At 71.2% G+C, this 17,942-nt stretch carries 14 protein-coding genes; 3 read left to right on the top strand and 11 right to left on the bottom strand.

From position 1 onward, the window contains the following. Nucleotides 1–53: 53 nt before the first annotated feature. Nucleotides 54–5,846 carry a pullulanase-type alpha-1,6-glucosidase gene (gene pulA, locus AC1DUE_RS04125; RefSeq protein WP_477038130.1) on the bottom strand — a complete coding sequence of 1,931 codons (5,793 nt, stop codon included), beginning with the start codon at nt 5,844–5,846 and terminating at the stop codon, nt 54–56. A gap of 213 nt (nt 5,847–6,059) precedes the next feature. Here pulA and AC1DUE_RS04120 point away from each other — a divergent pair, with 213 nt between their 5' ends. Next, nucleotides 6,060–6,503 (top strand): MarR family winged helix-turn-helix transcriptional regulator, encoded by a 444-nt coding sequence (locus tag AC1DUE_RS04120; protein WP_477038129.1) that lies wholly within the window; start codon nt 6,060–6,062, stop codon nt 6,501–6,503. Here the strand turns inward: AC1DUE_RS04120 and biuH are convergent. The 6 genes from biuH to AC1DUE_RS04090 form a co-directional block, all read right to left on the bottom strand. Beyond that, a complete protein-coding gene (biuH, locus tag AC1DUE_RS04115; RefSeq protein ID WP_477038128.1) occupies nt 6,500–7,237 on the bottom strand; it encodes a biuret amidohydrolase in 738 nt (245 codons plus the stop codon). The genes AC1DUE_RS04120 and biuH overlap by 4 nt on opposite strands. Next, a complete protein-coding gene (locus AC1DUE_RS04110) occupies nt 7,234–7,827 on the bottom strand; it encodes a cysteine hydrolase family protein (RefSeq protein ID WP_477038127.1) in 594 nt (197 codons plus the stop codon). The genes biuH and AC1DUE_RS04110 overlap by 4 nt, the downstream gene beginning before the upstream one ends. 62 nt (nt 7,828–7,889) lie before the next feature. Next, nucleotides 7,890–9,047: a BMP family ABC transporter substrate-binding protein gene (locus tag AC1DUE_RS04105; protein ID WP_477038126.1), complete on the bottom strand. Its 1,158-nt coding sequence runs from the start codon at nt 9,045–9,047 to the stop codon at nt 7,890–7,892. A gap of 59 nt (nt 9,048–9,106) precedes the next feature. Next, on the bottom strand, nt 9,107–10,018 hold the full coding sequence (locus AC1DUE_RS04100) for an ABC transporter permease (RefSeq protein WP_477038125.1): 912 nt from the start codon (nt 10,016–10,018) through the stop codon (nt 9,107–9,109). Further along, nucleotides 10,015–11,136, bottom strand: a complete 1,122-nt coding sequence (locus AC1DUE_RS04095; RefSeq protein ID WP_477038124.1) for an ABC transporter permease — start codon at nt 11,134–11,136, stop codon at nt 10,015–10,017. Before AC1DUE_RS04095 ends, AC1DUE_RS04100 begins: the two co-directional genes overlap by 4 nt. Beyond that, complete coding sequence (locus AC1DUE_RS04090; RefSeq protein ID WP_477038123.1) at nt 11,133–12,683, bottom strand: ABC transporter ATP-binding protein; 1,551 nt, start codon at nt 12,681–12,683, stop codon at nt 11,133–11,135. The genes AC1DUE_RS04095 and AC1DUE_RS04090 overlap by 4 nt, the downstream gene beginning before the upstream one ends. A gap of 165 nt (nt 12,684–12,848) precedes the next feature. Between AC1DUE_RS04090 and AC1DUE_RS04085 the strand changes: the two genes are divergently transcribed. Then, nucleotides 12,849–13,475 carry an alpha/beta fold hydrolase gene (locus AC1DUE_RS04085; protein ID WP_477038122.1) on the top strand — a complete coding sequence of 209 codons (627 nt, stop codon included), beginning with the start codon at nt 12,849–12,851 and terminating at the stop codon, nt 13,473–13,475. Between the two features lie 105 nt (nt 13,476–13,580). Here the strand turns inward: AC1DUE_RS04085 and AC1DUE_RS04080 are convergent, their stop codons facing one another. The 4 genes from AC1DUE_RS04080 to AC1DUE_RS04065 all read right to left on the bottom strand — a co-directional run bounded on the left by AC1DUE_RS04080 (nt 13,581) and on the right by AC1DUE_RS04065 (nt 16,575). Then, complete coding sequence (locus AC1DUE_RS04080) at nt 13,581–13,850, bottom strand: DUF167 domain-containing protein (RefSeq protein WP_477038121.1); 270 nt, start codon at nt 13,848–13,850, stop codon at nt 13,581–13,583. Between the two features lies 1 nt (nt 13,851). Further along, complete coding sequence (locus AC1DUE_RS04075; RefSeq protein WP_477038120.1) at nt 13,852–14,262, bottom strand: hypothetical protein; 411 nt, start codon at nt 14,260–14,262, stop codon at nt 13,852–13,854. Nucleotide 14,263: 1 nt separating this feature from the next. Beyond that, nucleotides 14,264–15,253: a malate dehydrogenase gene (locus AC1DUE_RS04070; protein WP_477038119.1), complete on the bottom strand. Its 990-nt coding sequence runs from the start codon at nt 15,251–15,253 to the stop codon at nt 14,264–14,266. A 104-nt stretch (nt 15,254–15,357) separates the two neighbouring features. Next, the gene (locus AC1DUE_RS04065) at nt 15,358–16,575 is read right to left on the bottom strand and encodes an NADP-dependent isocitrate dehydrogenase (protein ID WP_477038118.1); all 1,218 of its coding nucleotides are present in this window, start codon (nt 16,573–16,575) and stop codon (nt 15,358–15,360) included. A gap of 305 nt (nt 16,576–16,880) precedes the next feature. Here AC1DUE_RS04065 and AC1DUE_RS04060 point away from each other — a divergent pair, with 305 nt between their 5' ends. After that, nucleotides 16,881–17,900 (top strand): MIP family channel protein, encoded by a 1,020-nt coding sequence (locus tag AC1DUE_RS04060; protein WP_477038117.1) that lies wholly within the window; start codon nt 16,881–16,883, stop codon nt 17,898–17,900. Nucleotides 17,901–17,942: the final 42 nt, after the last annotated feature.

The raw sequence follows: 17,942 nt of genomic DNA, 5'->3' as shown, positions 1-17,942 counted from the left end.
CCGCACAGCCGAAGGGCCCGCGACCATCACGGTCGCGGGCCCTTCGCCTTGTGTCAGGACCTGCCGCCCGCCTTCTCCACGAGGACCGCGACCGTGCGGGCCGGCACGGTGACCGTGCCCGACGCCTTGTCCCAGGTGGTGGTGCGGACGACGGGGTCGCTCCCCCGCGCCTGCACCGGCGAGAGCGTCAGCCGGTGCCCAGCGAGCGTGGGCACGGACTGCGTCGTCGCCTCGTCGGAGGCGTTCACGACGACGAGGACACCGTCGAGCTTCTTGTCCACGTCCGTGGTCCACCGCCTCGCGGACCGGTCCCAGCGGGGTGTGTCGTCGATCGTCATGACGACGACGCCGGGATCGGCGTCCGGGCCGGAGCCAGGGAACGCCACCTTCTGCTCGATGAGCGACGCCGAGCCGAGCCGGAACAGCGGTGTCGAGAAGCGCAGCCGGAGCAGGTCGTCGGCCGCCGCCGAGGCGTCCGCGATGTCGGCCGGCGTCGGCTTGAGCGCCGGGTCGGCCAGCAGCGTCCCCTGCAGAGGCCACTTCGCCTCGTTGTCGGCCTTGGGCGGCAGACCGCGGCCGAAGCCGTTGTCCTTGCCGGACAGGTCGAGCGAGTTGAACCAGTCACCCGAGTCGTAGCTGTTGCGGTCGAGCGACTTGCTCCGCAGCAGGTCGGCGCCCGCGTGCCAGAACGACGGCGTCTGCGCGAGGGCCGTGGTGGCCAGCGAGACGGTGTTCATCCGGACGCGGTCCGCCATCGCCGTGTCGGTGGGCAGCTTGTACGTCAGCGAGTCCCACAGGGTCTCGTTGTCGTGGGCATCGACGTACGTGATGACCTCCTCCGGGGAGTCGGCGTAGCCCGCCGGCTGCCCGTTGTAGTCGATCTGGGCGCCGGTCTGGACCGTCCCGGAGCTCGTCTCGAAGGCGAAGTCCCGCAGGTTGCCCGCCATGCCCAGCCGGACCAGGTCGGCGTCGTGCGCGGCTCGGGCCGCCTGGTCGGCGTCCGTGCCGTTGACAGCGCTGCCGTTCGGGTCCGTCCCGCCGCCCGAGCCGAAGCCCTGGATGCGCGGGTCGGTGTCGAACGGTCCGCCGCCGCGGACGGCGTCACGGAGTCGGTCGGAGAACGTCCCGATGCCCGTGCCGCCCAGCTGGCCCTGGGTGGCCTGCGTGAAGAGCGCGTTGTTCGCGACCTCGCCGAAGTTCCAGCCCTCGCCGTAGAGGTAGACGTTCGACCCGTCGACGCCGTCCTTGCGCGGCGTCAGCTTGTCGAGCGCCTTGCGGACCGCCTTCATGGTGTCCACCGAGTGGTGCCCCATGAGGTCGAACCGGAACCCGTCGACCTTGTAGTCGCGGGCCCACGTGACCACCGAGTCGACCATGAGCTTGTTCGCCATCGCGTGCTCGGTCGCCACGTTCTGGCAGCAGGTGGACGTCTCGACGTTCCCGACGGCGTTCAGCCGCTGGTAGTAGCCGGGCACCACCCGGTCGAGGATCGACTGAGGAGCCTGCCCGCTCGCCGTGGTGTGGTTGAACACCTGGTCGAGCACCACCTGCAAACCGTCGGAGTGCAGGGCGCCGACCATCGTCCGGAAGTCGGCCACGCGGCCGCCGCCGTCCTGGTGCACCGCGTAGGAGCCCTCGGGCGCCTGCCAGTGCAGCGGGTCGTAGCCCCAGTTGAAGCCGTCCGTCGAGGCCTGTGCCATGACGCACGCCTGCTGCTGGTCGGAGTCCGGCGGCAGCGCGGCCAGGTCGCATTCCGGAGTGGTCTGCAGCGTGCGGTCCTCCTGGATCGACGCGATGTCGAACGTCGGGAGCAGGTGGATCGTCGTCAGGCCCGACTTCTCCAGCGACCGCAGGTGCTGGCGACCGGCGCCGTTGCCCGCGAACGCCAGGTACGTGCCGCGCTGGGCGGCCGGGACCGTGAGGTCGTTGATCGAGAAGTCACGCACGTGCAGCTCGTAGATCGTCTGGTCGACGGGTCGGACGACCGGCTGCTTCGCCTTCTCCCACTGGCTCGGCCGGAAGGCCTTGTCGGCGAGGTCGACCAGCACCGAGCGCGTCGAGTTGAGCGTGAGCGCGACCGAGTACGGGTCGGTGACCTGGTTGACCTCGACGGCGTCGGTCGTCGGTGCGTAGACCGTGACCTCCCAGAGGAACTGCTTGCCGGCCCACGCCTTCTTGCCGGCGACCGTCCAGGAGCCGTCCTTCTGCCGCTGGGCCGCGACCCGGGTGGGATCCCCGGCACCGGTCCAGACCAGGAGGTCGACGTCCTGCGCGGTCGGTGCCCACAGGGCCAGCGACGGGACGCCGCGGGACCACGTGGTGCCGAGCGCGCGCTTGGCGGCCTTCGCGGCGTAGAGGTCGTCCAGGACGCCCGGGATCTGCACCCCGGTCGCGGCCTGCACCATCTCACCGTCGCTCTGGGTGACGAGCAGGGCTCCGCGCAGCAGGTCCTGCACGCGCTGCGACGACGCCTCGACGTGCAGCGCGAGGTAGCCGGTCGCGAGCGCCGGGAAGCGTCCGAGCTGTGCGCTCGACAGTCCGCCCGGCACGAAGGTGAGCGCCACGGGCGACCCGTCGTCGCCGGTCACGGCGCCGTCGGCGACCACGGGCTGCTTGGTCGGCGACCCGTACAGGCGCCAGCCGAGCGTCGCCGGGTCGGTGCCGTCCGGCACCCACTCGTCCGGGAACGCGATCGTGGACGCGTCGATCCACTGCGCCCGGTCGACGCCGGTGCCCGGCAGCGGCGGGTCGGTGACCTCGATCGAGAGCACGTGCGTGGCGAGCACGTAGGTGAACGTCACGGGCTTGCCGCCGGGTGCGGTGAACGGGACGTTCGCGCCGCCGGGCACTCCCCCGGCGCCGTAGTTCTCGTCCCACGACAGGTTGTGCGCCACCTTGACCTCGTAGGCGCCGGCGGGCAGGTCGGGGGCGACGAACGTGTAGGTGCCGTCGCCGTCGGGGTCCTGCAGCCAGGTCTTCATGCAGTCCGGCGCCCAGTCGGCCGAGCAGCCGAGCTCGCTGTTGTCGGAGCCGGGGACGGTCAGGATCGGGCCCTGCGCCGTCGAGGTGAACCAGTGCGTCGTCGGGTCGTAGTAGAACGTCACAGGTCCGTCGGCGGCGACGGTGTAGGTCACGTTGTCACCGCCCGCGACGCCGCCGGCACCGTAGTTCTCGTCCCAGCTGCCGCCGATCGCGACCTTGTAGTCGTAGGTCCCGGCCGGCAGCGTGAACGTGCCCGAGTAGATCCCGTCGGCCCGCTTGGTGAGCTTCGCCGCCAGGCAGTCCGGCTGCCAGTCGCCCGGGCAGCCCATCTCGGCGTTGTGGCTGCCGGGGACCGTCACGAGCAGGTCACCCGGCTCGGTGGGCGGTGCGACGCCGTCGACCGCGTTGCCGACGCTCGCGTAGGTGGACGCGGCGCTCTTGTGGCCCGCCGCGTCGACCGTGACCGCGCGGTACTCGACCAGGGCACCGGCCGGGAGCGCGCTGACGTCCGCGTAGACGCGCGGGGCCGTCGACTCCGAGGTGCCCAGCGGCGTCCAGGTGTCGTCGCCGAGGATCCGGTAGGCGAACGACGTCTGGCTCCACACGTCGGTCGCCACGTCAGCGGTGACCGGGACGAGACCCGTGAGGGCGGACCCGGGCGCGGGGGAGCTGAGAACCACCGGGCCCGCCGTCGCCGGCGCCCCGACCGTCGTCCCGGCCTTGAGGACGACCGCGCTCAACGCCGGGATCGTCAGGCTCACGGTGCCGTCGGCGGCCGCCGTCGCGGTCGCGCTCGTCCCGTACAGCGGGGCGAAGGTGGCACCGGGCGTCAGCGTGTCGACGGTCACCGTGGCCGGCGTCGTGCCGTTGTTCAGGGCGACGAGGTGCTCGATCTTCTCGGTCGCGTCGACGCGGGAGAACGCGTACACGGACCCGTCGGCGTAGCGCTCGATCTGGGCGCCGTCGGTCAGGGCCTTGCTCCCGGCCCGCAGGGCGGCCAGCGACGCGATGTGCTGGTAGAGCACCGAGTCGGTGTCGTAGCGGTCCACCGATCCGGCGGTCGTCCCGTCCAGCAGCTGCTGGTTCGCGTACTCCGGCACCTGCGTGGCGAACAGCGACTGGCGGGCGTCCTTGTCGGTCCCGTTGAGCGTGCCCGCGCCCTCGAAGCCCTGCTCGTCGCCGTAGTAGACGACCGGCTGGCCGCGCGTCAGGTACATGAGGTCGTGGGCGAGCGCCGAGCGCTGCTCGGGCGTGGTCCCGTCCTTGACCATGTAGCCGATGCGGCCCATGTCGTGGTTGCCGAGGAACGTGGGCAGCGCCTGCGCGTTCGTCGTCGGGGTCGTGTACATGTCGTCACCCGCGTACAGCGCGTGCAGGCCTGCCGCCGAGAAGCCCTTGGCGTAGTTCGACGCCGCAGACTGGAACGTGAAGTCGAGCACGGCGTTCATGTCGCTCTTGCGCAGGTAGGGCGAGAGCTTGGCCGGGTCGGCGTCGTAGACCTCGCCGAACATGAAGAAGTCGGGGTTGCCGACGGAGGTCGCGTGGTCGCGGACGGCCGTCGTGAACTTCTGCCAGAACTCGAAGTTGACGTGCTTGGCGGTGTCGATGCGGAAGCCGTCGACACCGAGGTCGACCCACTGGTCGTAGACGTCGACGAAGCCGTTCACGACCGCCGGGTTCTCGGTCATGAGGTCGTCCAGACCCGAGAAGTCGCCGTACGTCGTCGACTCCCCGGTGTAGGTCGAGTTTCCGCGGTTGTGGTAGAGCGTCGGGTCGTTCAGCCAGTCCGGGACCTTGACGTGGGCGTCCTCCGGCTTGATCACCGGCGTGTACGGGAAGCTCGTCGCCGGGTCCATCGTCGGGAACGTGTCGGTGCCCGCGTAGGTGTGCGGGTCGAAGGCGTTGCCGGCCGCGTCCTTGTACGGGCTCGTCGCCTGGTCGACGTAGCCGTACGTCTGCTGCGCGTAGTCGATGACGTCGGCGGTGTGGTTGGCGATGATGTCGAAGTAGACCTTGATGCCGCGCGCGTGGGCGTCGGCGATCAGCGACTCGAGCTCGGCGTTGGTGCCCAGGTGCGGGTCGATCTGCGTGAAGTCGGTGATCCAGTAGCCGTGGTACCCGGCCGATGCGTCGGCGCCCGTACCCTGAACCGGCCGGTTCTTGAACGACGGCGTCAGCCAGATGGCCGTGCTGCCGAGCCCCTGGATGTAGTCCAGCCTGCTGTGCAGGCCCGCCAGGTCGCCGCCCTCGTAGAAGCCCTTGTCCGTCGGGTCGAACCCGGTGGTCAGGCGGTCGCCGGTCAGCCCGCCGGTGTCGTTCGTCGCGTCCCCGTCGGCGAACCGGTCGGTCATCACGAAGTAGAACTGCTGGGCCGCACCGGGGTCCCGCACCGGGTTCGCGACGATCGCGTCATCGGCCGGCGTGTAGCCGTCCGCCAGGCTCACCGGGGTCAGTGCCGTGCGGTGGGTGGTGTCGTCGTACGTGAAGCGGATCGTCGACGGGCCGGCCAGCACGAGCGGCGTGTTGCCGCTGCCGCCGTCGCCGCCGTAGGACTCGTCCCAGGCGTCGTTCATCGCGACCTTGTACGAGTACGTCCCCGCGGGGACCGTGAGCTCCGCGGAGTACCGGCCCGCGACGTCCGTCGGTGCCAGCTCGGTCTGCGGGCAGTCCGGCTGCCAGTCCCCCGGGCACCCGAGCTCGCTCTGCAGGTCACCGACCAGGGCGACGGTCCGTTCGGCCGCTGCGGCGGGGGTCGCGACGACGGCCGCGGTCACCAGCCCGAGGCCGGTGACCGCCAGCGCGGTCAGGGCGGCGATCGGGCGACGCCAGCGATCGGCGTGTCGGGGGGCGTCCGCAGGCGACATTCGCGACTCCTTCGTCTTCCCGCGGACGTCTCTGTGCGCGGGCTGTGCCGGGTGATGCGCAGACGGTATCCGCTTGCAGTAACTTGCAGCAACCGTTGCGGGCAATTCGTGCGGAACCGCAGGTACCGGGCGCGCAGACGTCCGCTCACCCGCCGCTCAGCCCTCCCTCGATCGTTGACGAGGTGAATAGTGCGGCGCTTGTAGGGTGGTCACGTGGAGAGGTTCCCGACGACCGGATTCCTGCTGAGCAAGGTCGGCCAGGCGATGACGGCGGACTTCGCCGGGCGCGTCGCGCCGCTCGGGCTGCGGCCGAGGCACGTCGGGCTGCTCGTCGCCGTCGACGCCGCGCCGGACGCCTCGCAGCGAGAGATCGGCGAGGCCCTGGGGCTCGTCCCGAGCGCGATCGTGCCGATGGTCGACGACCTGGAGAAGCTCGGCGCCCTGCACCGCGTGGTCGACCCGGCGAACCGTCGTCGGCACACGCTCGAGCTCACGCCGGCCGGACGCACGCTGCTCGCCCAGGCCGTGGCGCTTGCGGCGGAGCAGGACGACGAGTTCCTGGCCGGCCTCGACGCGACGCAGCGCGAGGCCCTGCACACGACGCTGGCCGGCCTCCTCGTGCGAGGAGACCGGCCTGCGGGGTCGATCGAGGGCTAGAGCGGCGAGCTCAGCGAGGCCAGCAGCGCGGCCGAGTCGGCCACCGCGCCGAACACCCCGCCCTGCATCTTGACCATGTTGAGCGCGGCCAGGTAGTTGCCGTAGTCGGTGGCGCCCGTGCAGTCGGACAGCAGCAGGCACTCGTAGCCGCGGTCGTTGGCGTCGCGCATGGTCGTGTGCACGCAGACGTCCGTGGTGATGCCCGTCAGGATGATGTGCGTGACACCCTTGGACCGCAGGATCAGGTCCAGGTCGGTGGCGTAGAACGACCCCTTGCCGGGCTTGTCGATGATGACCTCGCCGGGCAGCGGTGCGACCTCCGGCACGATCTCCCAGCCCGGCTCGCCGCGCGTCAGGATCCGGCCGCACGGGCCCGAGTCGCCGATGCCCGCGTTGATCCGTCGCGACCGCCACAGCTTGTTCGCCGGCAGGTCGGACAGGTCCGGACGGTGTCCCTCGCGCGTGTGGATGATGTGGAAGCCCAGCTCACGGGCCACCTCGAGCATCGCCGCGGTGGGCGCCAGGCCCGCGCGCGTGAGGTTGAGGTCGTAACCCATGGCATCGACGTAGCCGCCCGGGCCGCAGAAGTCCTGCTGCCAGTCGATGTTGATGATCGCGGTCGTCGACGGCGAGAAGCTGCCGTCGTACGGCCAGGGGTAGGGCTCGGCGTCGACCGGGCCGAACACCGGTCCCACGGAGGTGTCCGTCGAGGTGGCGAGCTGGTCGGTGGTCATCTCAGGTCTCCAGGGGTGAGCGCGTGAACAGGGGTCAGGGCGGCGACGACGTCGGCCGTCAGGCCGACCGCGCCGAAGATGCCGCCCGACATCTCGATGCTGGACACCGAGGCGTCGGTGAGGGCCGGGTCCACCGGCACGCAGGCGTCGACCACGAGCAGGCACTCGTAGCCGCGGTCGTTGGCGTCACGCATCGTCGAGTGGACGCAGGTCTCCAGGCCGACGCCGGCGAGGATCAGCCGCCGGTAGCGGCCGGTGCGCAGGACGATGTCGAGGTCGCTGGCGTAGTAGCCGTCGATGCCCCCGGCCACCATGTCGATGTCCGGGGCGATGTCGAGGAGCTCGGTGGAGGCCGTCAGGGGCACTCGGAGGCGCGATCCCCCGGGCGGCGGCGCGGTCGTGCGGACGACGACCACCGTTCCACCGGCGGCTCGGACGGCGTCGGCGAGCGCGTCGAGCTGCGGCGCGATCGCCGTGGCGGCGGGCCCCGCGTCCGCGGTCAGGACGACCAGCAGCGCGGTCTGCGCGCCGCCGAGGTCACCGTCGTAGGGCCACGGGTACGGCGTCGTGGCGTTCACGTACGGGCTCATGGTTCCCCTCGAGGTAGGAGAGAGCCCCGGGGCCGACCGTGCGGCCGGCCCCGGGGCGGTGGTCAGGAGATGGTGCCGGTGACGCCCTTGACGAAGTAGTCCATCTGCTCGATGGTCTCGATCGGCGGGGTCACGCCGGCCTCCACCTTGACCGTCCCGTCCTGCGCGGTGATCGGACCCGTGAACGGGCTGCCACCCGCCTGGATCTTCGCGGCGGCGTCGGCGATCAGGGCCTTCGTCTCGTCGGTGACGCTCGGACCGAACTTCGACGCGACGAACGGGTTCTCGCCGCTCGCCATGTTGGCGCGGTAGTTCGCGTTGTACTCGCTGCCCGTGAAGTCACCGGCGATCGCGGTGGTCACGATGTCCGTGTAGAGCGGGCCCCAGTTCCACTCGGAACCCGTCAGCCAGCCCTTGGGGGCCAGCGACGACGCGTCCGCGTGGTAGCCGACGGTGTACGCGCCGGCGTCCTCGGTGGCCTCGATGATCGTCTTGGTGCAGTCCTGGTGCTGCGTGACCACGTCGACGCCGGAGCCGAGCAGCGACTGCACGCGGTCCGCCTGCGTGGCCGGGTCGCACCAGCTGGTCGTCGAGACGGCCGTGACCTCGACGTCGGGCCGCACGGACTGGGCGCCCAGCGTGAACGCGTTGATGTTGGCCAGCGTCTGCGGGATCGGGATGGCGTAGATGTAGCCGAGCTTGCCGGTCTTGGTGGCGGCGCCCGCGGCGATGCCCGCCAGGTACACCGGCTCGTACACGCTGCCGAAGTACGTGCCCATGTTCCCGGGGACCGGGTCGAGCAGACCGCCCTGGTGGACGACGACGACGTCGGGGTGCGCGGCCGCGACCTGCTTGGCGGCGTCGAGGTGGCCGTAGCTCGTCGCGAAGATGATGGTCGCGCCCTGCGCGATCATGCTCTCCATCGTCGTGGCGGCGGTGTCGTCCTCGGGGATGTTGTAGGCGTCGAGCACCTTGATGTCGGGGAAGTTCTTCCGGAGCGCCTCGACGCCCTGGTAGACCGCCTGGTTGTAGCCGAAGTCGTCCTTCGGGCCCACCGCGATCACGCCGACCGTGGTCGCGTCCTTGCCGGGGGCCGAGTCGGACGCCGGGGCCGCCGACGAGCCGGCGCTGTCGTCGGTGGAGACGGCCGGGCTGCAGGCCGCGAGGACTGCCACCACCGCCGCTGCGATCAGGGCACCTGCTGAACGTCGAATCCGCATGGATGATCCTTCCGGTCGCCCGCGGGGGCGGGCTGGGTGGGTGGAGGGTCGGAGCAGGGTCAAGCGGTGCGACTGTTGTCGAACACCTTGGAGAGCTCGTCCGGGGCGGCGAGCATGGTGCGCTTGCCCAGGACTGCCAGGACGACGAGCGTCAGGACGAAGGGGACGGCGGCCAGCGCGAACTGGTTCACGGCGTAGCCGGCCGTCTGGAGCACGGACGCGAGCGAGAGCGCGATGCCGAACAGGTAGGCGCCCGCCATGATGCGGATCGGGTTCCACATCGCGAAGATCACCAGGGCCACCGCGATGAACCCGCGGCCGGCGATCATGTTCTCGAACCAGCTGTTGGCGTAGGCGATCGAGATGTGCGCACCGCCGATCCCGGCCAGCGCGCCGCCCGCGATCGTCGACCAGTAGCGCACCGACTTCACGCTGTAGCCGTTGACGCCGAGCGCCTCCGAGCGCTCGCCGGCGGTCCGGATCAGCAGGCCGACCCGGGTCCGGAACAGCACCCACCAGATGGCGGGTGCCGCGACGAACGCGATGTAGACCAGCGGGTCGTGGTCGAACAGGATCGGCCCGATCCCCGGGATGTCGGACAGGCCTGGGATCGCGTACGGCGTGAACGAGTTGATCTGCCGGCTCACGTAGTCGACGCCGAACAGGGCGGTGATGCCGAGCGCCAGGAAGTACAGCGTCAGGCCGCTGGCGAACTGGTTGGCCCCGCGGCTCACGACGAGGACGGCGTGCACGAGGCTCAGCAGCGCCCCCGCGAGCGCGCCGCCGAGCACCCCGATCCACGGGTTGCCGGTCTGCGCGGTGACGGCGTAGCCGCCCAGCGCCCCGAGGAGCATCGAGCCCTCGGTGCCGAGGTTGATGATGCCTGCGCGCTCGGAGATGGTCTCCCCGAGGCCCGCGTACATGATGGAGGTACCGCCGCGGACGGCTCCGGCGAGGAGGTCGATGATCATGACGTCGCCTTTCGCGGGCTCGTCCAGCCGAGGACGGCGACGAGCAGGAGGCCCATGAGGATGTTGACGCTGGCGGCCGGCAGGCCCGAACCGATCTGCAGGCTGTTGCCGGAGACCGCGATCGCGGCGAGCACCACCGAGGCCAGCAGCAGGGGCAAGGGCTTGTGCCGCGACAGCCAGCTGGCCAGGAACGCGACGTAGCCGATGGTCAGGCCGAACGTCGGCCGGAGCTTGTACTCCATGCCCGCGAACTGCACGAAGCCCGCCAGCCCGGCCAGCGCGCCGCCGATGAGCAGCGCGGTGAGGATCAGGGTGACCACCGGCATGCCGGCACGTCGTGCCGCCTCACCGTTGCCACCGACCACCGAGAGGCGGAAGCCCCAGGTGGTGCGGGTCAGGGCGAACCAGACCGCGAACGCCGCGATGACCGCCATGATCACGCCGATGTGGATCTGGGTGCCGGCGATCACGGGCAGCTTGGCGGCGTCGTTCAGCTCGACGCTCGTGGACTGCCCGAGCGCCGCCGGGTCCTTCCAGGGGCCCAGGATGAGGAAGAGCATCGCGTAGAGCGCGACGTAGTTGAGGAGCATCGTCGTGACGGCCTCGTTGACCTTCACGACGAGCCGCATCGCGGCCGCGATCCCGGCCCACAGCGCGCCGGCGATCATCGCGCTGACCATCATCGCGATCACGACGACCCACGGGGACATGAGCGGCGTGAGCCACAGGGCGGCGGCGGCCGCGCCGATTCCGCCGATGATCAGCTGCCCCTCGCCACCGACGTTCACCAGTCCCGCGCGGGCCGGCACGACCACCGCGAGGCCCGCGAGCGCGATGGGCGCCGCGCGCAGGATGATCTGCTGGAACTGCCCGGACTGGGTCAGGGTCGAGTTCCAGATGTCGGCGTAGACCGCGATCGGGTCGGCGCCGTTGGCGAGCACGAAGGCGCTGAACAGGATCAGGCCCGCGAGCACCGCGACCAGCCAGCGGAACGCCGTCGACCAGCCTGCGCTGACCCTCGGCCCTCGGTCGGTCGGTGGTTCCGCCGGGACCGCGGTCGCGACGATGGCCGCGGCGACCGCTGCGGTCTCGTCGACACCCTGCGTCTCCTGCGTCATGCGACACCTCCGAGCATGAGTCGGCCGATCGACATCCGGTCGGCGCCGGCGGTGTCGATGACGCCCACCAGGTGCCCGTCGTGCATGACCGCGATCCGGTCGGCCACCGAGATGAGCTCGTCCAGGTCCTCGGAGACCATCAGGACGGCGGCGCCGCGGGCGCGGTGCTCGAGCAGCACCTCCTGCGTGCGGCGCGTGTTGGCCACGTCGAGGCCTCGGCTGGGGTACGCCGCGACGACGAGCGTGGCGTCCTGGCCCAGCTCCCGGGTCAGGAGCACACGCTGGATGTTGCCGCCGGACAGGGAAGCGAGCGTGCGCTTCTTGGGCGCCATGTGCAGGCCGACGCGCTCGTCGAGGGCGGTGGTCCTCGTCTCGACCGCGGGCCAGTCGATCCCGAACCCGCGCCGCGGCACCTCGCGCCCGTCGAGCACCATGTGCTCGAGGACCGACAGCCCGGGCACGACCGCGTCCGCGACCGGGTCCTCGGGGATCGCGACCGCGCCGGCGGCGATGGCCTCGGACGGCCCCAGCCCCGACGCGGGCGAGTCGCCCACGCGCACCGAGCCGGCCGAGACCGGCCGCAGCCCGAGGGCCACCTCGCACAGCTCCTTCTGACCGCTCCCGGCCACGCCCGCGACGCCGACGAGCTCGCCCGGGTGGACCTCGAGGTCGACGCCCTTGAGCGCGACGTGCCCGCGGTCGCCGAGCGCCGTGGCGCCCTGCAGCTCCAGCACCGCGCGCTCGCTCGGCGGCACCGGCTCCCGTTCCCGGGACAGCGGCGGCACGCGACGGCCGACCATCGCCTCGACGAGCTCCTCGTCGGAGAACTCCTTCGGGTCGGCCGACGTCAGGACAGCCTGGCCGCCCCGCAGGACGGTCACCTGGTCCGCGATCGCGCGGACCTCGTTGAGCTTGTGGGTCACCAGCACGATGCCCAGGCCCTGGTCACGCAGCGAGGCGACGACCGTGAGCAGGGCCTCGACCTCCTGCGGGGCCAGGACGCTGGTGGGCTCGTCGAGGATCACGAGCCGCGCCCCCGTCATGAGGACCTTGAGGATCTCCGCCCGCTGCCGCTCGCCGATGGACAGGTGCCGCACCTTCGCGGTCGGGTCCACGGCCAGACCGAACTCCCGGGACGCCGCCTCGATCTTGGCGGACAGCGTCTTGAGCTTGAGCGTCGGACCGTCGGGCAGGGCCAGCGCGATGTTCTCCGCGACGGTGAGAGCCGGGACGAGCCGCAGGTCCTGGAACACCATGCCGATCCCGAGGCCGCGGGCGTCGGCGGGGTTGCCGGGGGCGACCAGGTTCCCGTCGACGAACATCCGCCCCTCGTCCGGGGTGTAGACGCCGTAGATCATCTTCAGGAGCGTGCTCTTCCCAGCCCCGTTCTCACCGATGAGGCCGTGCACCGTGCCGGGCATGACCGTGAGGTCCACGTCCGAGTTCGCCAGCACCTCGCCGAAGCGCTTGGTGAGGCTGCGCACCTCCAGGAGTGCCGTGGGCTTCCCGACGCGGCTTTCGGCGCGGGCGACGGCGTCCGAGGTCATGGCCGCGATCCGGGACGCGCACGTCCCGTATCCAGCAATGTATCCGTGGCTGTATCCATGCCTGGAGGCTAGGAGCGCGATGTTTCCGAATCGGACGGGACACGTAACGCTCTCGTGTCCGGCGGAGCACGATTTGGTGCGATTTCACGGCCTACGCTTCGCGCCATGACTCGCGTTCTCCTGGTCCACGGCGCCGCCACCACAGCCCGCGTCTGGGACCGCCTGCGCCCGTGGCTCCCGGACGTCGAGCTGGTCGTTCCGGACCGCCCTTCCAGCGGCGACCTCGCGGTCGAGCTCGCCGCCCTGGCGCCGGTCGCCGACGGGGCGGTCGTCGTGGGGGTGAGCGGTGGTGCGACGCTCGGACTCGCGCTCGGGTGTGCATCCTCGCACCTGGCGGGCGCCGTGCTCCATGAACCGGCGGTCGGGTCTCTGGCGCCCGGCCTGCTGGACCACGTCGTGGCGGGCTGGGCGTCCGGGGGCGTCGCCGGGTTCGGCTCGGCGCTCTACGGGCCCTCGTGGGAGCCGACGATGGCGCCGGCCGACCCGGACGCCGTCGCGCGCGACCTCGCGATGTTCCGCCGGTTCGAGCCGGAACCGCTGGTCGACGGCAACGGTCGCGTCCTGGTCACCGTCGGCCAGGGCTCCCCTCCCCTGCGGCACGCGGCCGCGGCGGCCCTGCACGACCGCCTCGGCGTCGAGGTCGCCGTGCTCCCCGGCAGCGGGCACTTCGTGCAGCACGACAACCCCGCGGCCCTCGCCGCCGCGGTGCGCTCCGTGCTGGACGGGCTCTAGGCGGGCGTCTCGCGTCGGACCGAGCGCAGGACCGGGACCAGCACGACGAGGTTCAGCGCTGTGACGGCGAGCGCTATCAACCAGTCACGTACTGCATTGTTCACATTATGTGTGATACAGCCGAACGAGGCGGGCGTCGAGGTCCGGCGCCGCGGCGTCGTCGACCTCGACGAGCTTGTCCCGGCTCGTCGCTCCCGAGACCAGACGCACGTGGCGCGGCCGCACCCCGAGCGCCGTCGCCAGCGCCGCGAGGGTCGCCTGCGTGGCCGCTCCGTCGACCGCGCGCACGGTCACCGCGACCACGAGCCGGTCGCCGTACGTCCCGCCGACGGAGGTCCTCGACGCGCCCGGCCTCACCCGCACGGCGACGCGCACGTCACCGCCTCGGCGGGTCGATGAGCCGGGGCGCGCGCCGCATGCGCGCGAACAGCAGCACGCCGAGGACGACGAGCACCACCGCGACCAGCAGGAACGGCACCGGCGACATCGACGTGCTGCACGACGTCGGCCCGACGGCCGTGCAGGCGGCGTCCGGCCAGTTCCGGTTCTTCCAGGCGAGCGAGAAGGGCAGCGCGCTCAGGCCGGTGAGGAGTCCCCACTGCGCCGGCAGCAGACCCTGCCGCGCGACGAGGACGCCCGCCAGCAGCACGGCGGCGATGCCGACGACCAGGCCGACCACCGCGGGGAGCCCGAACCCCGCGCCGATGCAGGCCCCGAGCACCGCCCAGCCGAGGAACGCGGGCACGCTCGTGCCCTTGCGCGGGACCGGGACGTCCTGCGCCCACACGTCAGATCAGGCCGAGCGCCCGGACCGCGTCCCGCTCCTCGACCAGCTCGGCGACCGAAGCGTCGATCTTCCCGCGGGAGAACTCGTCGATCGCGAGGTCGGGCACGATCCGCCACTCGCCGCCCTCGGAGGTGACCGGGAACGACGAGATCAGCCCCTCGGGCACGCCGTACGAGCCGTCCGAGACGATGCCCGCCGAGGTCCAGTCGCCGGCGGGCGTGCCGTTGACCCACGAGTAGACGTGGTCGATCGCCGCGTTCGCCGCCGACGCCGCGGACGAGGCTCCACGGGCCTCGATGATCGCCGCGCCGCGCTTGGCGACGGTCGGGATGAACGTGTTCCGCACCCACACCTCGTCGTCGAGCACCTCGAGCGCGGCACGGCCACCGACCGTCGCGTGCGACAGGTCCGGGTACTGCGTCGCGGAGTGGTTGCCCCAGATGGTCAGCCGCGAGATGTCGGACACCCGCGAGCGCGTCTTGTTCGCCAGCTGGGCGACGGCCCGGTTGTGGTCCAGGCGGGTCATCGCCGTGAAGCGGTCGCTGGGCACGTCGGGCGCGTGCGAGGCCGCGATGAACGCGTTGGTGTTGGCCGGGTTGCCGACGACGAGAACCCGCACGTCGGAGGCAGCGCCGGCGTTGATGGCCTCGCCCTGCGGCTTGAAGATGCCGCCGTTGGCGGAGAGCAGGTCGCCGCGCTCCATGCCAGCGGTCCGCGGCCGGGCTCCCACCAGCAGGGCCACGTTGACCCCGTCGAACGCCGCGGTCGCGTCGTCGTAGATCTCGACGCCGTCCAGCGTGGCGAACGCGCAGTCGTCGAGCTCCATCGCGGTGCCCTCGGCCGCCTTGACCGCCTGCGGGATCTCCAGCAGGCGCAGGCGCACGGGCACGTCCGGGCCGAGCAGCTGGCCCGAGGCGATCCGGAAGAGGAGCGCGTAGCCGATCTGCCCGGCAGCTCCGGTGACGGTCACGATGACGGGCGAGCTGACCACGGAACAGGCTCCTTCGATCGGCGACGGCGGCGCCCTCACGCTACCCCGGGAACGACCGACGGCGCCCACCCGACAGGGGTGGACGCCTCCGGGAGAAGCCCTGCTCAGGCGAGCTTGGCCGCCAGGTTGGCGTCGAGCGTCGCGAGGAACTCCTCCGTGGTCTGCCAGGCCTGGTCGGGGCCGACGAGGGCCGCGAGGTCCTTGGTCATGGCGCCCGACTCGACGGTCTCGACGACGACCTGCTCGAGCGTCTCGGCGAACTGCGTGACCTCGGGCGTGCCGTCCAGCTTGCCGCGGTGCTTCAGGCCACCGGTCCAGGCGTAGATCGACGCGATCGGGTTGGTCGACGTCGGCTTGCCGGCCTGGTGCTGGCGGAAGTGGCGCGTCACGGTGCCGTGGGCCGCCTCGGCCTCGACCGTCTGGCCGTCGGGCGTCATGAGCACGGAGGTCATCAGGCCGAGCGAGCCGAAGCCCTGCGCGACCGTGTCCGACTGCACGTCACCGTCGTAGTTCTTGCACGCCCAGACGTAGCCGCCCTCCCACTTCATGGCCGCGGCGACCATGTCGTCGATGAGGCGGTGCTCGTAGGTCAGGCCGGCGGCTGCGAACTTCTCGGCGTACTCGGCGTCGAACACCTCCTGGAAGATGTCCTTGAACGAGCCGTCGTAGGCCTTGAGGATCGTGTTCTTCGTCGACAGGTACACCGGGTAGTTGCGCTGCAGGCCGTAGGCGAACGAGGCCCGCGCGAAGTCGCGGATCGAGTCGTTGAAGTTGTACATGCCCATGGCGACGCCGCCGCCGTCGGGGTACGTGACGACCTGTTGGGTGATCGGCTCGGAGCCGTCCGCGGGCGTGTAGGTCATGGTCAGCGTGCCGGCGCCGGGCACCTTGAAGTTGGTGGCGCGGTACTGGTCGCCGAACGCGTGACGGCCGATGATGATCGGCTTGTTCCAGCCCGGGACCAGGCGCGGGATGTTGCTGATGATGATGGGCTCGCGGAAGACGACGCCGCCGAGGATGTTGCGGATCGTGCCGTTGGGCGACACCCACATCTTCTTCAGGCCGAACTCCTCGACGCGCGCCTCGTCGGGCGTGATCGTCGCGCACTTGACGCCGACGCCGTGCTCCTTGATGGCGTTGGCGGCGTCGATAGTGACCTGGTCGTCCGTGGCGTCGCGGTTCTGGATCGAGAGGTCGTAGTACCGCAGGTCGACGTCGAGGTACGGGTGGATCAGGCGGTCCTTGATGAACTGCCAGATGATGCGCGTCATCTCGTCGCCGTCGAGCTCGACGACCGGGCCGACAACCTTGATCTTCGCCATGCGGGGGATCTCCTGTGCTGTGGACGGGTGGGGGCACGGCACGAGACACAGTGCCGGCGCGGATCCGAGGGCAAGATTACTCGACATCGAGAGACTTGCGTCAGGCGCGTCCGGATGCGGATCGGGAGAAAGCTCGCAGAACCGATCAGGAACGCGCATCGGCGCGCACCGTGACCCACGCGTGCCCCGACTGGCATGCTGGCCCCACGGGGCAGGCATCGGCCAGCCGTGCGTCCGCACAGGCGGGCGTGGCACGCTCCGCGCGCACCTGCCCAACATCTCCGGATTCTCACGACAGGAACGACATGTCACAGGACAACGCAGACAAGGCCAACGCCCTGCCTGAGCCCGAGCCCGCCGAGACGAGCGTCGAGAGCACGCCCGAGCCCGCGGCCCCCGCAGCCGCTCCCGAGGCCGCCGCTCCCGAAGCCGCTCCCGAGGCTCCTGAGCAGTACGAGGAGTACGACGCCCTCTACGTCCCCGCCGGCTCCGTCGTCGTGACCGGGCCCAGCCTGTTCGCGAAGCTCGGCGCTGAGGCGTTCGGCACGTTCCTGCTCGTGATCGCGGGCCTGGGCGTCGCGCTCTACCTGAGCGTCAGCGGCATCAGCAGCGCGCTGGCCGTCGGCCTGGCGTTCGGTCTCGCGGTCCTCGCGGGTGCGATCGCCGTCGGGCACATCTCGGGCGGCCACTTCAACCCGGCCGTGACCATCGGTGCCGCGATCGCCGGCCGCACGCCGTGGAAGGACGTGCTGCCCTACTGGCTCGCCCAGCTCATCGGCGCGACAGCTGCCGCCGCGGTGCTGTTCACGACGATCCCCGACAAGCTCCCGGGCCTGCTCGCCCAGGGCGCCGACGCCACGAAGAAGTCCTTCTTCTCGGGTGTCGCCAACGGCTTCGCCGAGCACTCCCCGCTCTCCGTCGCCTCGCAGGGCCAGGTCGAGTTCACGCTGGTCTCCGCGCTGCTCGTCGAGATCGTCGTCACCGCCCTGTTCGTCGGCGTCATCCTGGGTGCCACCGACCGACGCGCGTCCAACGTCTCGGCGCCGCTGGCCATCGGCCTCGCCCTCGCGGTGCTGATCCTGGTCGCCATCCCGATAACGAACGCGTCGCTCAACCCGGCCCGCTCGTTCGCCGCTGCCGTCTTCTCCGACAGCTGGGCGTGGAAGCAGCTGTGGGTCTTCATCGTCGCCCCCGTCGTGGGTGCCGGCCTCGCCGGCCTGGTCTACCGGGCGTTCGCGGCCGAGCCGCCCGAGGAGGACAACCTCCTCGAGGAGGACGACGCGTACATCACCACCGAGGACACGCTGATCGTCACCGAGCGCTGACACCCCGTTCCACGACGAGAGCCCGGGACCGCTGAGGTCCCG

This window comes from Cellulomonas sp. P4_A2, from assembly GCF_056402515.1.
The sequence above is the reverse complement of the archived record's forward strand: the minus strand, read 5'-3'. Positions and strand labels throughout refer to the sequence as shown.